The organism is Mesorhizobium sp. WSM4989, assembly GCF_029625795.1.
Lineage (GTDB): Bacteria > Pseudomonadota > Alphaproteobacteria > Rhizobiales > Rhizobiaceae > Mesorhizobium.
In genome coordinates this window covers 2,114,127-2,131,328 of record NZ_JARTVN010000002.1, presented here as the reverse complement: position 1 = coordinate 2,131,328, position 17,202 = coordinate 2,114,127, and the positions used below count along the sequence as shown (strand labels likewise).

14 protein-coding genes are annotated in these 17,202 nt (G+C 62.7%); 8 read left to right on the top strand and 6 right to left on the bottom strand.

The features are described 5' to 3' along the window. Window positions 1–16 precede the first annotated feature (16 nt). From P9217_RS23100 to P9217_RS23080, 5 genes are all read left to right on the top strand, one after another. Complete coding sequence (locus P9217_RS23100) at window positions 17–847, top strand: aspartyl/asparaginyl beta-hydroxylase domain-containing protein (protein ID WP_278087610.1); 831 nt, start codon at window positions 17–19, stop codon at window positions 845–847. 122 nt (window positions 848–969) lie between these two features. Next, on the top strand, window positions 970–1,956 hold the full coding sequence (locus P9217_RS23095) for an RluA family pseudouridine synthase (protein WP_278087609.1): 987 nt from the start codon (window positions 970–972) through the stop codon (window positions 1,954–1,956). 41 nt (window positions 1,957–1,997) lie between these two features. Further along, window positions 1,998–2,873: a DMT family transporter gene (locus P9217_RS23090; RefSeq protein WP_067321630.1), complete on the top strand. Its 876-nt coding sequence runs from the start codon at window positions 1,998–2,000 to the stop codon at window positions 2,871–2,873. A 10-nt stretch (window positions 2,874–2,883) separates the two neighbouring features. Beyond that, window positions 2,884–3,675, top strand: coding sequence for an ATP12 family chaperone protein (locus P9217_RS23085; protein WP_278087608.1), 792 nt, complete (start codon window positions 2,884–2,886; stop codon window positions 3,673–3,675). A gap of 179 nt (window positions 3,676–3,854) precedes the next feature. Continuing rightward, window positions 3,855–5,744: an MFS transporter gene (locus tag P9217_RS23080; RefSeq protein ID WP_278087607.1), complete on the top strand. Its 1,890-nt coding sequence runs from the start codon at window positions 3,855–3,857 to the stop codon at window positions 5,742–5,744. A 78-nt stretch (window positions 5,745–5,822) separates the two neighbouring features. Here the strand turns inward: P9217_RS23080 and P9217_RS23075 are convergent, their stop codons facing one another. Then, complete coding sequence (locus P9217_RS23075; protein WP_067321438.1) at window positions 5,823–6,017, bottom strand: DUF2735 domain-containing protein; 195 nt, start codon at window positions 6,015–6,017, stop codon at window positions 5,823–5,825. Between the two features lie 309 nt (window positions 6,018–6,326). Between P9217_RS23075 and P9217_RS23070 the strand changes: the two genes are divergently transcribed. Further along, window positions 6,327–7,367: a glutamine synthetase beta-grasp domain-containing protein gene (locus P9217_RS23070; protein ID WP_278055897.1), complete on the top strand. Its 1,041-nt coding sequence runs from the start codon at window positions 6,327–6,329 to the stop codon at window positions 7,365–7,367. Between the two features lie 244 nt (window positions 7,368–7,611). Here P9217_RS23070 and glnA read toward each other — a convergent pair whose 3' ends face one another. Continuing rightward, a complete protein-coding gene (gene glnA / locus P9217_RS23065; protein WP_066989632.1) occupies window positions 7,612–9,021 on the bottom strand; it encodes a type I glutamate--ammonia ligase in 1,410 nt (469 codons plus the stop codon). Window positions 9,022–9,082: 61 nt separating this feature from the next. Beyond that, on the bottom strand, window positions 9,083–9,421 hold the full coding sequence (locus P9217_RS23060; RefSeq protein WP_006205430.1) for a P-II family nitrogen regulator: 339 nt from the start codon (window positions 9,419–9,421) through the stop codon (window positions 9,083–9,085). A 345-nt stretch (window positions 9,422–9,766) separates the two neighbouring features. Between P9217_RS23060 and P9217_RS23055 the strand changes: the two genes are divergently transcribed. Next, the gene (locus tag P9217_RS23055; RefSeq protein ID WP_278087606.1) at window positions 9,767–11,293 is read left to right on the top strand and encodes an NAD(P)H-hydrate dehydratase; all 1,527 of its coding nucleotides are present in this window, start codon (window positions 9,767–9,769) and stop codon (window positions 11,291–11,293) included. Continuing rightward, window positions 11,290–13,293 carry a hypothetical protein gene (locus P9217_RS23050; RefSeq protein WP_278087605.1) on the top strand — a complete coding sequence of 668 codons (2,004 nt, stop codon included), beginning with the start codon at window positions 11,290–11,292 and terminating at the stop codon, window positions 13,291–13,293. The genes P9217_RS23055 and P9217_RS23050 overlap by 4 nt, the downstream gene beginning before the upstream one ends. Window positions 13,294–13,297: 4 nt before the next feature. On the opposite strand, the gene waaF is transcribed toward P9217_RS23050, so the two are convergent. The 3 genes from waaF to P9217_RS23035 form a co-directional block, all read right to left on the bottom strand. Further along, window positions 13,298–14,317: a lipopolysaccharide heptosyltransferase II gene (gene waaF, locus P9217_RS23045; RefSeq protein ID WP_127216686.1), complete on the bottom strand. Its 1,020-nt coding sequence runs from the start codon at window positions 14,315–14,317 to the stop codon at window positions 13,298–13,300. Between the two features lie 60 nt (window positions 14,318–14,377). Beyond that, a complete protein-coding gene (locus P9217_RS23040) occupies window positions 14,378–15,202 on the bottom strand; it encodes a glycosyltransferase (protein WP_278088314.1) in 825 nt (274 codons plus the stop codon). Between the two features lie 362 nt (window positions 15,203–15,564). Beyond that, window positions 15,565–17,097, bottom strand: a complete 1,533-nt coding sequence (locus P9217_RS23035; RefSeq protein ID WP_067321426.1) for an acyl-CoA carboxylase subunit beta — start codon at window positions 17,095–17,097, stop codon at window positions 15,565–15,567. Between the last annotated feature and the right edge of the window lie 105 nt (window positions 17,098–17,202).

The window sequence follows — 17,202 nt, the reverse complement described above, 5'->3', positions numbered from 1 at the left end:
TCCCAAGCGAAAGACTATGACAAAGCAAACCCGTAAGACTCTTCGTCAGGCTGCTATCGCAGTCCCGCTTCTCGCGCTTGGCTTTTATTTTATCCCGATCCTGACCACGATCTGGATCGTCTGCGGTCTGATCGACGTGATGCGCAATGCAAACAAGGATCTGTCGTTGTTCCGCGGCTATTTCCTGGGCAACGGCATCTTCACCTGGCTGCTGTCGCCATTCAACCTTTTGGTCGACCTGCTTTGCTATCGGAACCCGGGCGTATGGAAGCTGGAGCAGTTCCCCGCAGACTATCAGCGCGAGGTCAACGAGGTTCTCGACGTCTTCAAGGCTCGCAAGGACGAGATCATCGCCGATATCGACGCCAATTTCGGCACCGGTCGGCGCGGCATGTATGTCTATCAGTGGTATGGCAAGCACAAGATCGACAACGTCGCGGAATTCAACAAGGACTTCAAATACATCAAGACCATCGCGGTCTCAGTCTTCAGAGGCAAGGAATCGACTTCCTGGCATTTCGGGCCGCTGCGGCTCAGCCTGCGCATCCTCTACAACCTGTTGCCGGTCAAGGCTGAGATTTTCGTCGAGTGCAACGGCGCCAGGAACTACTGGCACGACAACCCGCTTTACATTTTCGACGACACGCTGCTGCACCGTTCGGTGAACGAATATGACGGACGCCGCTACTGCGTGTTCATGGATATCATCCGTCCATCGCCATTCCCCGGCCCGATCGCCAACCTTCTCGCCATCGTCTCGGTCAGCGTCGAGCGCATCAATTCCATGTTCTACAAGAACTGGAAGATGATCGGCTCGTCCAAGGCCAAGAAGGCCGCCGCAAACTGAAGCGTCCGCGCCTGCGGCTCCGCAAAGCTCTTTGGCGCGATCTTTGTCCGTTGTTGGGTCTTTGGCTCGCAACCTCTTTGCCTTAGTGCTATGGCGCCGCTTTCAACCGGAAAAGCGTAACCATGGCAGGTGTCGAACAAATCACTGTGGAGGCCGACGAAGCGGGCATGCGGCTCGACCGCTGGTTCAAGGTCCATTATCCGGGCCTCGGCTTCGGTCACCTGCAAAAGCTCTTGCGCTCGGGCCAGGTCCGCGTCGATGGCGGCCGCGTCAAGGCCGACACGCGCGTCGAGCCCGGGCAGACCGTGCGCATTCCGCCGCTCGAAGTCGACAAGAAGGGCGACGCCGCGCTCACTGGCCATTCGATCCGCAACCAGGGCGATGCCGATGTGCTGGCCAAGATGCTGCTGCACGAGGACCCGAAGGTCTTCGTCTTCAACAAGCCTGCCGGGCTTGCCGTGCAGGGCGGCTCCGGCGTCACGCGCAATGTCGACGACATGCTCGAGGCCTGGCGCAACCAGAAGGGCGAGAAGCCGCGCCTCGTCCATCGCCTCGACCGCGACACTTCCGGCGTGCTGGTCGTTGCCCGCACCCGCCTTGCCGCGATGAAGCTGTCGGAAGCGTTCCGGGCGCGCGAGACGAAGAAAACCTATTGGGCCTTGGTCAAGGGCGTGCCGCCGAAGCGCGAGGACAAGATCTCGACCTGGCTGGTCAAGGAGGCGACGCCGGACGGCGACCGCGTGCGCATCGCCAAGCATGGCGAGAAGGGCGCCGACCATGCCGTTTCCTATTACCGCGTGGCCGAGCAGGCGGCGCAGTCGCTGTCCTGGCTGGAAATGGAACCTTATACCGGCCGCACCCACCAGCTTCGCGTCCATGCCGCCCATATCGGCTGCCCGATCATCGGCGATCCCAAATATTTCGAGGCCGACACCAATTGGGAGTTTCCCGGCGGCATCCAGAACCGCCTTCATCTTCACGCGCGCCGCATCGTTATCCCGCATCCAGACCAGGGCGTCATCGATGTTACCGCGCCGATGCCGCCGCATATGCGCCAAAGCTGGAACTTGCTCGGCTTCGATGAGCAGAGCGCGGAGGACGACAATTGAGCGGTGCTGCCGATACATTCGGCCGACGCGACGCGGTCGACATGACCGCGGCCGCCATGATGGTCGGGCTGACATTGTCCTGGGGCCTGAACTACGTCGCCGCCAAGGTCTCCTATGCCGGCTACGATCCGGTCTTCGTATCGATCGCGCGCTCGATCATCGGCGGGCTGTGCGTTCTCGGCTGGTGCCGGTTGCGCGGCATCAAGCTGTTTGAAGCGGATGGGACGCTCAGCGCCGGCATTGTCGTCGGCGTGCTCTTCGGCGTCGAGTTCCTGTTTCTCTATATCGGGCTGGAATACACGACCGTCGCTCGCAACACGCTGTTGGTCAACACCATGCCGTTCTGGGTACTGATCGGCGGCCATTTTTTGCTCGGCGAGCGCATCAACGCGCGCAAGCTTGGGGGCCTCGTGCTTGCTTTCTGCGGGCTTCTGGCCGTGTTCTCAGACGGCATCTTCGCCGGCAATGACGCGACGCTGACGGGCGATCTGCTCAGTCTTGGCTCGGGCATCCTGTGGGCGTTGACCAGCATCGTCATCAAGCGATCGAAGCTGGTCGAGACCAGCGCCGAGAAGCTTCTGCTCTATCAACTCGCCGGCGCCGCCGTCGTCGGTGCCCTTGTGATGCCGTTCGCCGGCCCGCCCATCCGCGAAATCGCTGCACTGCCGACACTGGCATTGATGTTCCAGTCTTTCTATATCGTCGCTTTCACCTATGTTTTGTGGTTCTGGCTGCTCACGCGCTATCCGGCGGCAGGCCTGTCCAGCTTCGCCTTCCTGTCGCCGGTGTTCGGTGTTCTGTGCGGCGCCGTGCTTTTGGGCGAGCCGCTGACGATCAGGATCTTCCTGGCACTGGGCCTGATCGCGGCCGGGCTGATCATCGTCAATCGGCCGTCGCGCAAGCAGGTCCCAGCGTAAGGAGTTCGAGATGCGCGACATCCTCAACGACCTCGAAGCGGGAAAGCAGCTTTCAGATCCCGATCCGGTGCGCCGCGCCCAGATCCAGATGAAGACGCCGCTGCCGAAGCGCTTCTACAAGGCGGTTTCGGTAGTGCCGGTCGAAGGCGGTTTTGCCGTCCATCTGGACGGCAGGCCGGTCCGCACGCCGGGAAAGGCGCTGCTGGTGTTGCCGACTGAAGGAGCCGCGACGCTGGTTGCTGACGAATTTTCCGCCCAGCGCGAGATCATCGACCCTGTGACCATGCCGGTGATGCGCCTTGCCAACACGGCATTCGACGGTGTGGCCAGCGACCCGCAAGCGGTGCTGGAGGATGTCCTGCGCTTCGCTTCGTCGGACCTGCTTTGCTACCGAGCCGATGGCCCGCAGGGGCTGGTAGACCGTCAGAACAGGCTCTGGGATCCGGTTCTCGATTGGGCAAGAAGCAACCTCGGCGTGCGCTTCAACCTCGCCGAAGGTGTCATCCATGTCGAGCAGCCGCGCGAGACGATCGCCGTCCTTGGCGCTCATCTTGCCCAGCGCGCCGAGCCGCTGCGTCTGGCCGCGATCCACGTCATGACCTCGCTGACCGGCTCAGCGCTGCTGGCGCTTGCCGTCGACTTCGGCGAGCTCGACGGCGAGGAGGCCTGGGCCGCCGGCCATGTCGACGAAGACTGGCAGATCGAGCACTGGGGCCAGGATGCCGAAGCCGTCGCGCGCCGCTCCGCCCGCAAGCGCGACATGATGGCGGCAGTCAGCCTGCTTGAGGCGCTCAAAGCCTGAGCTCCGCTTCGCATTGCATCTAATACCAAAGTCATAATCCCATCGTCGCGGTGCCTTTCCGGGGCGCTTTCTGCCATTTTTTCCTTCGTTGGCCGCGTTTTTGAGTCCGCGTTCGGAGGAATTGCGGACGGTGGCGCGCAGCCATCGAGGACAGACGGGATCCACGGGAGGATATATCAATGGCAATGGCATCGACCGCCGGCGGAAAAAGCCGCGGCATGACGCGGGAGGAAAAGAAGGTCATCTTCGCCTCCTCGCTCGGTACCGTTTTCGAATGGTACGATTTCTATCTTTACGGTTCGCTGGCCGCCTTCATCGGCGCGACCTTCTTCAGCCCGACCATCCCCGAGGCGACGCGCAACATCTTCGCGCTGCTGGCTTTCGCCGCCGGCTTCCTCGTCCGTCCCTTCGGCGCGCTTGTGTTCGGCCGCATCGGCGACCTCGTCGGCCGCAAATACACCTTCCTCGTCACCATGACGATCATGGGCCTGTCGACCTTCCTGGTCGGCCTGCTGCCCGGCTATGCCAGCTGGGGCATCGCGGCGCCGGTGATACTGATCGGGCTGCGCATGCTGCAGGGGCTGGCGCTTGGCGGCGAATATGGCGGTGCCGCAACCTATGTCGCAGAGCACGCGCCGGACGATCGCCGCGGCTTCTACACCTCCTGGATCCAGACGACGGCAACGCTCGGCCTATTCCTGTCGCTGATCGTCATCCTCATCGTCCAGGGTTCGCTCAGCAAGGAAACCTACGCTGCCTGGGGCTGGCGCATTCCCTTCATCGTCTCCTTCCTGCTGCTTGCCATTTCGATCTGGATCCGGCTGTCGCTTTCGGAGTCGCCGACCTTCCAGCGCATGAAGGAGGAGGGCAAGGGCTCCAAGGCGCCGCTGTCAGAAGCCTTCGGCCAGTGGAAGAACGCCAAGATCGCGCTTCTGGCGCTGCTCGGCCTCACCGCAGGCCAGGCCGTGATCTGGTACAACGGCCAGTTCTACGCGCTGTTCTTCCTGCAGAACGTGCTGAAGGTCGACGCGTGGTCGGTCAACGTCATGATCGCGATCGCGCTTGCCGTCGGCTCGATCTTCTTCGTCGTGTTCGGCTGGCTGTCCGACAAGATCGGCCGCAAGCCGATCATCATGGCCGGCCTTGCTTTGGGAATCGTCTGCACCTTCCCGCTGTTCAAGGCGCTGACCTGGGCCGCCAATCCCGCGCTGGCCACCGCACAGCAGAACACGCGCGCGACGGTGACCGCGGCACCCGGCGACTGCAGGTTCCAGTTCAATCCGGTCGGCACGGCGAAGTTCACGACATCCTGCGATATCGCGACCTCGTTCCTGACCAAGAACTCGGTGCCTTACGACGTCGTTTCGACCGCGGCACCCGGCACGGCCGCCAAGGTCAAGATCGGCAACGAGACAGTGCAGTCCTATGACGCCGTCGCTGCCGGCGATCAGGCCAAGGCCAAGGAGGCCGCCTTCCAAAAGGCCGTCAACATGTCCCTGCAGGATGGCGGCTATCCGCTGAAGCGGGCCGCGGCCAAGGTGCCGGATCAGAAGCTCGACGCCTTCGTCGCAGCCAATCCGGAACTGAAGCTCGATGCCGCGGCGATCCGCGGCGGCGAGAAAACGACCGTTCCGACCGACAAGGCGGTGGCCGACAAGCTGCTGACCAAGGAGGAAGCGGCCGGCGCCCCCGAGGTCACTGTCTACAACATCCCGGGCGGTGGTGCCTTTGCCATGGTCGCCGATCCGGAGGCGGTGAATTGGCCGGTGACGATCGGCATCCTGTTCATCCTGGTCGTGTTCGTGACCATGGTCTACGGGCCGATCGCCGCGATTCTGGTCGAGATGTTCCCGACCCGCATCCGCTATACCGGCATGTCGCTGCCTTACCATATCGGCAATGGCTGGTTCGGCGGCCTGCTGCCGGCAACGGTGTTCGCACTCAGCGCCTACAAGGGCGACATCTATTACGGCCTCTGGTACCCAGTGGTGATCGCCGCGATGTCGCTGATCATCGGCATGATCTTCGTCAGGGATACGCTGGGCACCGATCTGGACGCCAAGCAGTAGCCGATCCTCGGCAAATGAAGAGCCCGGCGCGAGCGATCGCGCCGGGCTTTTTCTCGTCTCGAGCTGGAAAGAATTTGGTCAGCTTTTGCGCTGCTTGTGTTCTTCCTCGATTGCCGCCTGATGGTACCAGCCGTCGAAATCTGCGTGCGTATTGCGCAACGAGGCAAGCTCTGCCGCGAATTTCGCCTTTGCGCCTAAATTTGAGGCAGACGCCCGGCCTGCAAGCGGGAACATCAGGATCTTTGCCGAAGGACGGGACGTGGTGACATCCATTGGCGGCCTCCTACCCTCTTCAGGAGCAAGTCGATTCAAATCTGTTCCCAAGATAGGTTCTGCGATTCATTTAGGCAATATGCTCACAAAAAGATCAGTCGCTGCACAATATTTATGCAGAAAGCGCGCCTGAACGATCGCCGCGCATTGCTGCGCAGGCTCAGCAAAATCAAGGCTTTGCGATGACCATTTTGCCGCACCCTGGACGAGGAGAGTGGCATACGAATTGCATTTTAGCGCACGGCAGGCCGGCTCGGTCCGGCCATGCGTTGATGCCGCCCCGGCGTCCAAGCAACGAGAGGCACTGGAATGACCAAATACAAACTCGAGTATATTTGGCTCGACGGCTACACCCCGACCCCCAATCTGCGCGGCAAGACCCAGATCAAGGAGTTTGCCGAGTTCCCGACGCTCGAGCAGCTGCCACTGTGGGGCTTCGACGGCTCTTCCACGAACCAGGCCGAAGGCCGCAGCTCCGACTGCGTGCTGAAGCCGGTTGCGCTCTATCCGGATCCGGCGCGCACCAACGGCGTTCTCGTCATGTGCGAAGTCATGATGCCCGATGGCGTCACCCCGCATGCATCGAACAGCCGCGCGACGATCCTGGACGACGAGGACGCCTGGTTCGGCTTTGAGCAGGAATATTTCTTCTACAAGGATGGCCGCCCGCTCGGCTTCCCCGAGAGCGGCTATCCGGCGCCGCAGGGACCTTATTACACCGGCGTCGGCTACAAGAATGTCGGCGATGTCGCGCGCCAGATCGTCGAGGAGCATCTCGACCTCTGTCTCGCAGCCGGCATCAATCATGAAGGCATCAACGCCGAAGTGGCCAAGGGCCAGTGGGAGTTCCAGATCTTCGGCAAGGGCTCCAAGAAGGCCGCCGACCAGATCTGGATGGCGCGCTACCTGCTGCTGCGCCTTACCGAAAAGTACGGCATCGACATCGAGTTCCACTGCAAGCCGCTTGGCGATACCGACTGGAACGGCTCGGGCATGCACTGCAACTTCTCGACCAAGTACATGCGCGAAATCGGCGGCAAGGCCTATTTCGAGGCGCTGATGGCCCAGTTCGAAAAGAACCTGATGGATCACATCGCTGTCTATGGTCCGGACAACGACAAGCGCCTGACTGGCAAGCATGAGACTGCGCCGTGGAACAAGTTCTCCTATGGCGTTGCCGACCGCGGTGCCTCGATCCGCGTGCCGCACTCCTTCATCAAGAACGACTACAAGGGCTATCTGGAAGACCGCCGCCCGAACTCCCAGGGCGACCCCTACCAGATCGCCTCGCAGGTCTTGAAGACGATCTCGGAGGTCGCGACCGACGCGAAGGTCTCGGCAGCGGCGTGATGCTTTTACGGCGTGGGCGGCAGTCCGCGCCAGGCCAGCGAAGCTTCAAAAAAGCCCCGGCGAAATGCTGGGGCTTTTTTATAGGCCTGGCTCGCTTGGCGGCCATGAGAAGCCTCGCTCGCGCGACAGTGCAGGCCTGCTGTTCTGACGAGGCGCGTCCTGCAGCCTTTCCGCCCTCTGGCGAGCTGTTCACGAAAAAACCCCGGCTTTCGCCGGGGTTGTTTTCTGTCGGGAATGCAGTCGCTTACACCGAATAGTACATGTCGTACTCGACCGGGTGCGGGGTCATTTCGAAGCGCATCACCTCCGCCATCTTGAGCTCGATATAAGAGTCGATCTGGTCGTCGTCGAAGACGCCGCCTGCCTTCAGGAAGCCGCGGTCCTTGTCGAGGTTCTGCAACGCTTCGCGCAGGGAGCCGCAGACCGTCGGGATCTTCTTCAATTCCTTCGGCGGCAGGTCGTAGAGATCCTTGTCCATCGGCTGTCCGGGATGGATCTTGTTCTTGATGCCGTCGAGACCCGCCATCAGCATGGCGGCAAAGCCGAGATAGGGGTTCGCGCCCGGATCGGGGAAGCGGACCTCGACGCGCTTCGACTTCGGCGAGGAGCCGAACGGAATGCGGCAGGAGGCGGAACGGTTGCGCGCCGAATAGGCGAGCAGCACCGGCGCTTCGTAACCCGGCACCAGACGCTTATAGGAGTTGGTGAGCGGGTTGGTGAAGGCGTTGATCGCCTTGGCGTGCCTGATGATGCCGCCGATGTAGAAGAGGCAGGTTTCCGACAAGCCGGCGTATTCGTTGCCGGCGAAGGTCGGCTTGCCGCCCTTCCAGATCGACTGGTGCACGTGCATGCCCGAGCCGTTGTCGCCGAACACCGGCTTCGGCATGAAAGTGGCCGTCTTGCCATAGGCATTGGCGACCTGGTGCACGACATACTTATAGATCAGCATCTTGTCGGCGTTGCGCACCAGCGTGTCGAACTTGATGCCGAGTTCGTGCTGGGCGGCCGCGACCTCGTGGTGATGCTTTTCGACGCGCACGCCCATTTCAGCGAGCACCGTCAGCATCTCGGAACGCATGTCCTGGCAGGAGTCGATCGGCGGCACAGGGAAGTAGCCGCCCTTGATGCGCGGCCGATGGCCGAGATTGCCGGTCTCATAGTCGGTGTCGTCGTTGGACGGCAGCTCGGTCGAATCCAGGCGGAACCCGGTGTTATAGGGATCGGCCTTGTACTTGACGTCATCGAACACGAAGAACTCGGCTTCGGGGCCGACATAGATGGTGTCGCCGATGCCTTCCGACTTCATGTAGGCTTCGGCCTTCTTGGCGGTGCCGCGCGGGTCGCGATTGTAGGCCTCGCCCGAGATCGGATCGAGGATGTCGCACAGGATGACCATGGTCGACTGGGCGAAGAACGGATCCATGTGGACCGTATCCGTGTCCGGCATCAGCACCATGTCGGACTCGTTGATCGCCTTCCAGCCCGCGATCGAGGAACCGTCGAACATGACGCCGTCGGCGAACATGTCTTCCTCGACCTCGACGACGTCCATCGTCACATGCTGCAGCTTGCCCCTCGGATCGGTGAAGCGCAGGTCGACGAATTTTACATCGTTGTCCTTGATCTGCTTCATGATGTCTTTGGCTGTCGTCATGTCATGTATCCCTGTGTGCTGACGTTTTTTTGATGATGACGGTTCAGGAAGACGGGTGGAGTCAGACCGCGTCCATGCCGGTCTCGCCGGTGCGGATGCGAACGACTTCCTCGATGTTGGAGACGAAGATCTTGCCGTCGCCGATGCGGCCGGTCTGCGCCGCCTTGCGTATGGCTTCGATGGCGCCTTCGACGGCGTCGTCGCCGAGCACGACCTCGATCTTCACCTTGGGCAGGAAGTCGACGACATATTCGGCGCCCCGATAAAGCTCGGTATGGCCCTTCTGACGACCGAAACCCTTGGCCTCGGTGACGGTGATGCCTTGCAGCCCAGCCTCCTGAAGCGCTTCCTTCACTTCGTCCAGCTTGAATGGCTTGATGATCGCTTCGATCTTTTTCATGTAGAAAGTGGCCTCCACTGCCAAAGAGACGGGTTGCGCGCCCCGCTTGCGCCTTCATCAAGCACGAAGCGTGCCAATTACCGGAGGTTGAGGGCGGTATCGGGCGATTTCCATGCCTTGCCGCATCCGAATGCAAATCCGCGTCATCCGCTGCATCGGATGCGCCATCGACGCCCAAAGCCTATACATCGCTCCTCCATCCGTCTGCGCAAAACTTGAGCAGATAGCGCAATTTGCAGGCAGATTCCCCTCCGGGCGCCACCGCTTTGGGATGCATTCGGCCGCCGCTGTTTGCTTCGAACCGCAAATCGGACAATGCTTGATCGGATGGAGATCGGCAATCCCATGCGCAATGAACTTCTTTCGCCGTCCGAAATGGCCGAAGCCGACCGGCTGGCGATCGCGCAAGGTCCGCTCGACGGCTACGGATTGATGCGCCGGGCCGGCGAGGCCTTGGCGGCCGTGCTCATGGCGCGCTATCCGGCGGCGGCACGGGTGCACGTGCTTTGCGGACCCGGCAACAATGGCGGCGACGGCTATGTCGTGGCGAGCCTGCTCCGGAAGAGCGGTGTCGACGTTGCGTTGTGGAGATCGGGCGAACCGCGCGCGGGCAGCGATGCCGCGCTGGCTGCAGCCAATTGCCCGTTGGAGCCACGACCGCTATCTGCCTTCGCGGCCGAACCGGGATCGCTGGTGGTCGACGCGCTGTACGGAGCGGGGCTCTCGAAGGCACTGTCGGGCGATGCCGCCCGGGCCGTCGAGGTCGTTACTGATCTCGGCTTGCCGGTCGTCGCCGTGGACCTGCCCTCGGGCGTTTCCGGCGAAAGCGGCGCCATCCTCGGCAGCGCATTTCGCGCGGTCGTTACCGTGACGTTCGCGCGGAAGAAGCCGGGGCATCTGCTGCTGCCGGGGCGGGAAATGAGCGGCGAGATCGTGCTCGCCGACATCGGCATCGATGACGACGTCATCGCTCGAGTCGCGCCGCGCACTTTCGAGAATGCGCCGGCGCACTGGCTGCCTGCCTTTCCGGTTCCGGCCGTCGATGCGCATAAATACAAGCGCGGTCATGCCAGCGTCTTTTCGGGCGGTCCTGCGGCCACCGGTGCCGCGCGCCTGTCGGCGCTCGCAGCCGCAAGAAGCGGGGCAGGGGCGGTGACGGTGCTGTCGCCGGCGAACGCCATGCAGGTCAATGCCGCGCATCTGACATCGATCATGCTGCGCGAGATCGACGGGGTTGCCGATCTCGGTGCGTTCCTTGCCGACCGCCGCCCCTCGTCCTTTGTGCTCGGCCCGGGCTTTGGCGTCGGCGAAAAGGCGCGCGATTTTGTCCTGGCGCTGCTCGGCGCCGGGCACGCGCAGCAGACCGGCGTTGAAGGGCTGGTGCTCGACGCCGACGGCATCACCTCGTTTCGCGACGTGGCTGAGACGCTTTTCCAGGCTGCCCGAAAGTCCGGCGCCCCGGCGCTGGTGATGACGCCGCATGAAGGCGAGTTCGGCAGGCTGTTCCCCGAGGTCGCGGGCGACAAGGCTCTTTCCAAACTCGGCAAGGCCCGCGCGGCGGCGGCGCGAGCCAACGCCGTCATCGTCTACAAAGGCGCCGACACGGTGATCGCAGCACCAGACGGCCGCGCCGCGATCAACGCCAATGGCTCGCCGTGGCTTGCCACCGCGGGTTCGGGCGACGTGCTGGCGGGCATCATCGCCGGGCTCCTGGCACAAGGCATGCCGGCGTTCGAAGCGGCCTGCGCGGCTGTCTGGATACACGCCGAAGCCGGCAGCCGGTTCGGACCCGGCCTGATCGCCGAGGATTTGCCTTTGGCCATGGTGCCTGTGCTGCACGCGTTGGTCGAAAATGGGATGGCTGCTCGATGATGAGGCTGGCGATCCTTGTCGCGGTCGCTGCCATCGCTGTTCTTGGCGTGCGGGCGGCTGATGCAGCCGGTCGCCCGGTCACGGTCGTGGACGATCCGCAGGTGCTCGCCAAGCTCGACGCCGATGGCTTCGGATTCGCCGGTATTTTTGGCATCAGCGGCAAGGACGATCTGAAAACGCTCTATGACGCGGCGCCGGCCTACCACGCCATCGTCGACACCGTAGCGGCCGATGTCGCAGCACTGCGCGCCGACCTGAAAGCAGGCGGCCGGCCGCTCTATGAGGTGACCGACGGCAATGTCGGCCGCATCATCGACATGCGCTGGCTGAAGACCGACGCGGCGCGTTTCCGGCTGGTCGGCGTCGTCAACCGGCTCGACCGGCGTGACTTCGCAAAGCTCGGTGGGGAAGCGGGCTGCGGCGAGGTGCGCTTCATCTACCGCCTTGCCTATAGTTTCAGGAAGAACGGCAAGGTGTTGGCCTCGAGGCTGCCGTTCAATTTCAGTGCCATCTACCGCGCAGCTCCCGACGCCGACGGCGGCTGTACCGGCGTCGCCGGGCGCTGGACGCCGCAGATCGACGAAGCGGCGGATGCCGGGTGGCTGTCCGGCGGACCGCTGGATAAAGCGAGCCTCTCCTTCAAGCAGCTCGAACTCAACGCCCAGGTGGTGCGCTTTCCTTCCGGCCAGGAGACCGAATTTGGCGGTCAGGCCGCCTATCTCATGCGCATCTTCGGTATCGACGGCACCACAATCAGCCAGAAACCGCTCGAAAATACGCCGGACACCATCCGCCTTGCGCAAGACGCGCGGTTGAAGGCGAGGCTTACGGACTATGTCCGCGCCAATGCCGGTGCAATCGATCTCGGCGTTTACGAAATCCCGGATGAATTCCTAGCGAAGAAGGTCATCTCCTGGTCGACCTTCGGCAGTGCCAGGCAGGCCAATCATCCATTCACGCCACTGTTCGAACCGGAGGCGCTTGCCGGGGTCGACTATTCGAAACTGACATTGGCGCGCACGGCTGAAGCCCTGATCGAGCGGCTCGACAACGGCGCCTGCCATGGCTGCCATCAGGCGGGCTCGACCGCAGGATTCCATTTCATCGGCCTCGACGATAGCACGACTTCGCCGCTCAACCGCATCGAAGTCGGCATCTCGCCGCATCTCCATGCCGAGATTCCGCGCCGCGAGGCGTGGCTGCAGGAGACTGTGGAAGGCAGAGAAGCGAACGGGTTTCGCCCGTTGTCCTTCGCACCACCCGCCGCGTGGAAAGACACCGGCGAGATCGCCTATACGCCGGCCGAGACGACCATGCCGTGCCTGGTGCCGGAAGACGCCGCCCGCTTCGGCAGCAGCTGGCAATGCGGAGCCGGCACGGTCTGCACACCGATCGCGACCGCTACAGGGGTTAGGACGAAGCTGGCGCAATGCCTGCTGCCGAAGGAGAGCCGGAACATCTTTTCCGGCCATCCCTGCTTGACCGGAACGATTGCCAGCGACACCGCGCAGCCCTTCAACGACCGTTACAACGTCACCGGCCAGTTCGCGGCGTTCGCGCCCGCCATTTCACGCACCGCCTATACCTGCCGGCCGCCCAAGATCGGTGTGCCAGGCGGCTTCGCCTATCGCGGCTGCGACGCGAAGGATCTGGCCTTCTCCGCTTTCAAGGCTGGCAAGCCGATGCCGAGCGAAATCTGCGGCTTGGTCGGCGGCAAGAAGTTCGATATTTGCGTGGCGACCAACAATTTCGACCAATGCCTCGGCGGCGCCGTTAATCGCGGTAACCGTCCGGCCTGCTCGGCCGATCGTTTCTGCCGCGAGGATTATATGTGCCAGTCGCTGCCGTCCGACACGCCGGGTGCTGGCAGGGTCAAGGGCATCGGCTTCTGCTCGCCGACCTATTTCCTGTTCCAGATGCGCATCGACAATCATGCGACGCCGTGGACGAACACCGCCCGCGCGAGCATGAGCGCGGGCTTTGGCGCCACCGAGGAGTAAGCGGTCATACCGGTTGGGGTGCGTATTTTCCGACGCTTGCCGCCAGCGCTTCGAGCACACGCTGCTCACTGATACCGCGCGTGTTCAGGACCCAGCTCGGTATCGAGATCGGAGGCTCGATGAAGGTTACCTGCTCGTTCAAGGGTCCATGCACGTAGGATCGGTTCGAGCCGAAGATGAGCACGCTTGGAATGCCTAAGGCGCCGGCTGCATGGGACACACCGCCATCGACACCGAGAAAGACGGTGGAGGCCGCGATCTGGTGCATGGCCTCCGCAATGTCGGGCGTCGAGGTGAAGTCGATCGCCTCAGGCAACAAGGCGCGAATCTGGGCGGCAGCCTGGCGTTCGCGCGGACCGCCGACAAGCCAGACGGACCAGCCCCGTTCGATATGCTTTCGCGCGACCGAGACGAAGCGCTCGGGCGGCCAGGAGCGCATGTTCTCGAAATCGGAAGTATAGAGGGAAAGCACCGGCCTTGCCGGATCGACGCCGTTGCGCCGGCGCCACTTGGCAACGTCTTCGGACGAAATCGCCAGCCGCGGGGCCGGCAGCTGTTTTTCTTCGGCGGGCTGCTTGCCGAGGAGCGCGATCGCACAGACCTGTTCGACGAGCCTTGTCTTGCGCGGGCCGAAGGCCACGAAGGTTCTCAGCCATCCCGACGGCAGTCGGTTGACGATGCCGAACTGGAGCTCGCGCGGATATCCAATGCGCTCGGGAATGCCCGCCAGCCACGGCACCAGGGCCGCCTTGGTGCTGCTGGTGAGCAGATAGGCTGCGTTATAATTCTCCTGGCGGAGTTCGCGCGCCAGCCGCGCCCGCTCCTTGAGACCGGGGTTCCAATGCCTTTCAACGGTCCAGGCCTTCCGGACATGCGGCATCAAGCGCGCCAGGGGCGCGGCCAGCGGCGAGGTGATGACGTCGATCGGCTGTCCAGGAAACGTCGCTGCTATGATTTGAATTGCCGAATGGCAGCGGATGAAGTCGCCGATTGCCGGCAAGCAGAACACGAGAATGGGGCGCAACGCGCGATACCTTTTCGATCCGACACAGTCGCCGCGAACGGCGAGCATGCCGGTTCCTTGTCACGGAAGCGCTTCGCCATCAAGGATGCGGGCATAGAGTTCCAGATAGGCCTTCGCGGTTTTCGCGATCGGAAATCTGTCGGCGGCAGATTCACGGCATTTGCGCATGCACAGGTCTGCGACCTCGGCAAGACCTTCGGCGAACTCCTCGTCGCTCTCGAAGAATCGGCCCGTATCCGTGTCCACCGTCTCCGGCAGGGCGCCGCGCGCTGTGGTCAAAACGGGCGTGCCGCGCAGCATCGCCTCGACCGGCGCATTGCCGAAAGGCTCTTCCCAGGCGATCGGATTGAGGAAGGCCTTCGATGCGCCCAGCAGGCGCAGCTTGTCGTCGCCGTCGACGACGCCGTTGAAGCGATAGCGGCGGGAAAGACTCTTGAAAAAGACCCCCTCGCGGCGGGTCCGACTTCGGCCGAGCAATTTCCACCGCGAGCCGCCGGCGATATCGAGGGGAAAGTCGAATTTCCTGGCGAGCTCGACTGCCCGGTTCAAGCCCTTTCCGGCGCGTGCGATGGCCGCCATGAAGAGGAGGCGATCACTCTTCGATTCGGCCAGCCGATAGTCATCCACCGGAAAGCCGTTGTAGACGAAGGTCTTGCGGCCGTGCAGCTGGGCGTGCCGTGCGCTGATGAAGCTCCAGTTCGGTTGCGGCCGCGGATAATCCGGTAAATGGCCCCGCTCGGTGTTGAGGGTCGGGAAGTCAACCTCGACCTTCCACGCATGAAGGTGGACGATTTGGGTGTCCTTGGGGATCGCCGCGCGGCACTCGGCATCGCTCACAGCATGCCGGACTTCGCACAGTGGATGTGACGATCCAGGGCCCGCCACGAGGACGACATGGTGGCCCTGCCTGACCAGTTCAGTGGCCAGCCAGTCGACCTGACGTTCTATCCCGCCGTAGCCTTTGCACGGAACGACGCCCTTTGTTGCAAGGGTTATTAGCATTCAGCACCGTCATCACATTGATGTGATTTCAATGTGATTAGAGGTTGCCAGTTGTCAACCTCCGACGACGGATTGCGTAAGCCAGAGTTCCAGCCGCCGGCCGGCTTTCGAGGTTCCACCGATTGAGATGGTCGGCGACTCCCCGTCGCGAGGCCAAGCGGAAGGAGAGGGGCTAATCAACGAGAATAACGGCGGACCTGCCGAAATGCTTGCCAGCTACAAGGACCAGTCGCGACACCACCGCCTCACAGCGGAATGTTGTCGTGCTTCTTCCAGGGGTTCTGCATATCCTTGTTGCGCAGCATGCGCAGCGCCCGCGCGATCCGGCGGCGCGTCGAATGCGGCATGATCACCTCGTCGATATAGCCGCGTTCGGCCGCTACGAAGGGCGACAGGAACCGATCCTCGTATGCTTTGGTGTGGGCGGCGATCTTCTCCGCGTTGCCGATGTCCTTGCGGTAGATGATCTCGACCGCGCCCCTTGCGCCCATCACCGCGATCTGCGCCGTCGGCCAGGCATAGTTCATGTCGCCGCGCAGGTGCTTCGACGCCATCACGTCATAGGCGCCGCCATAGGCCTTACGGGTGATCACGGTGATCTTCGGCACGGTGGCTTCGGCATAGGCGAACAGCAGTTTTGCGCCATGCTTGATCAGCCCGCCATATTCCTGCGCGGTGCCGGGCAGAAAGCCTGGAACGTCGACCAAGGTAACGATCGGGATCGAGAAGCAGTCGCAGAAGCGCACGAAGCGCGCCGCCTTGCGGCTGGCGTCGGAGTCGAGCACGCCGGCCAGAACCATCGGCTGGTTGGCGACGAAGCCGACGGTTCGCCCCTCCACACGGCCGAAGCCGGTGACAATGTTCCTGGCGAAGCTCGCCTGGATCTCGAAGAAGTCGCCTTCGTCGGCAACCTTCAGGATCAGTTCCTTGATGTCGTAGGGCTTGTTGGCGTTGTCCGGAATCAGCCGGTCGAGCGACATGTCATGGTCCGTCACCGACTGGTAGCATTCGATCTCGGGAATCTCTGCGGTATTGGACGCCGGCAACAGGTCAATCAGCCGGCGCATCTGCAGCAGCGCCTCGACATCGTTGTCATAGGCGCCGTCGGCGATGGAGGATCGGGTCGTGTGTACCGTGGCGCCGCCGAGGCTTTCGGCCGTCACCGTCTCATTGGTCACCGTCTTCACCACGTCCGGCCCGGTGACGAACATGTAGGAGGTGTCGCGCACCATGAAGATGAAGTCGGTCATGGCCGGCGAATAGACATCGCCGCCGGCGCACGGGCCCATGATCAGCGAAATCTGCGGGATGACACCGGAGGCGAGCACGTTGCGCTGAAAAATCTCGGCATAGCCGCCGAGCGCGGCCACGCCTTCCTGGATGCGTGCGCCGCCCGCGTCGTAGAGGCCGATGATCGGCGCGCGATTGCGCAGCGCCATCTCCTGCACCTTGACCACCTTCTCGGCATGCGCCTCAGACAGCGAGCCGCCGAAGACGGTGAAATCCTTGGCAAAAAGGTAGACTGGACGGCCGTTGACGGTGCCCCAGCCTGTGACGACGCCGTCGCCCGCGATCTTGGTTTTCTCCATGCCGAAGTCGGTTGAGCGGTGCTCGACATACATGTCGAACTCCTCGAACGAACCCTCGTCGAGGAAGACGTCGATGCGCTCGCGGGCGGTGAGCTTGCCCTTCTTGTGCTGGGCCTCGATCCGTTGCTTGCCGCCGCCCATCCGGGCGATCTCGCGGCGGCGCTCGAGTTCCTTCAGCACGTCCTTCATCGCTGCCCCCACCATAGAAAGGTGGTTTGTGGTAATCGTGAGGGCAGCGCAGCGCAAGCGTCGCTTTTCGCACGCCGTTTTGTTGCGCTGCAACATCCACCCTTG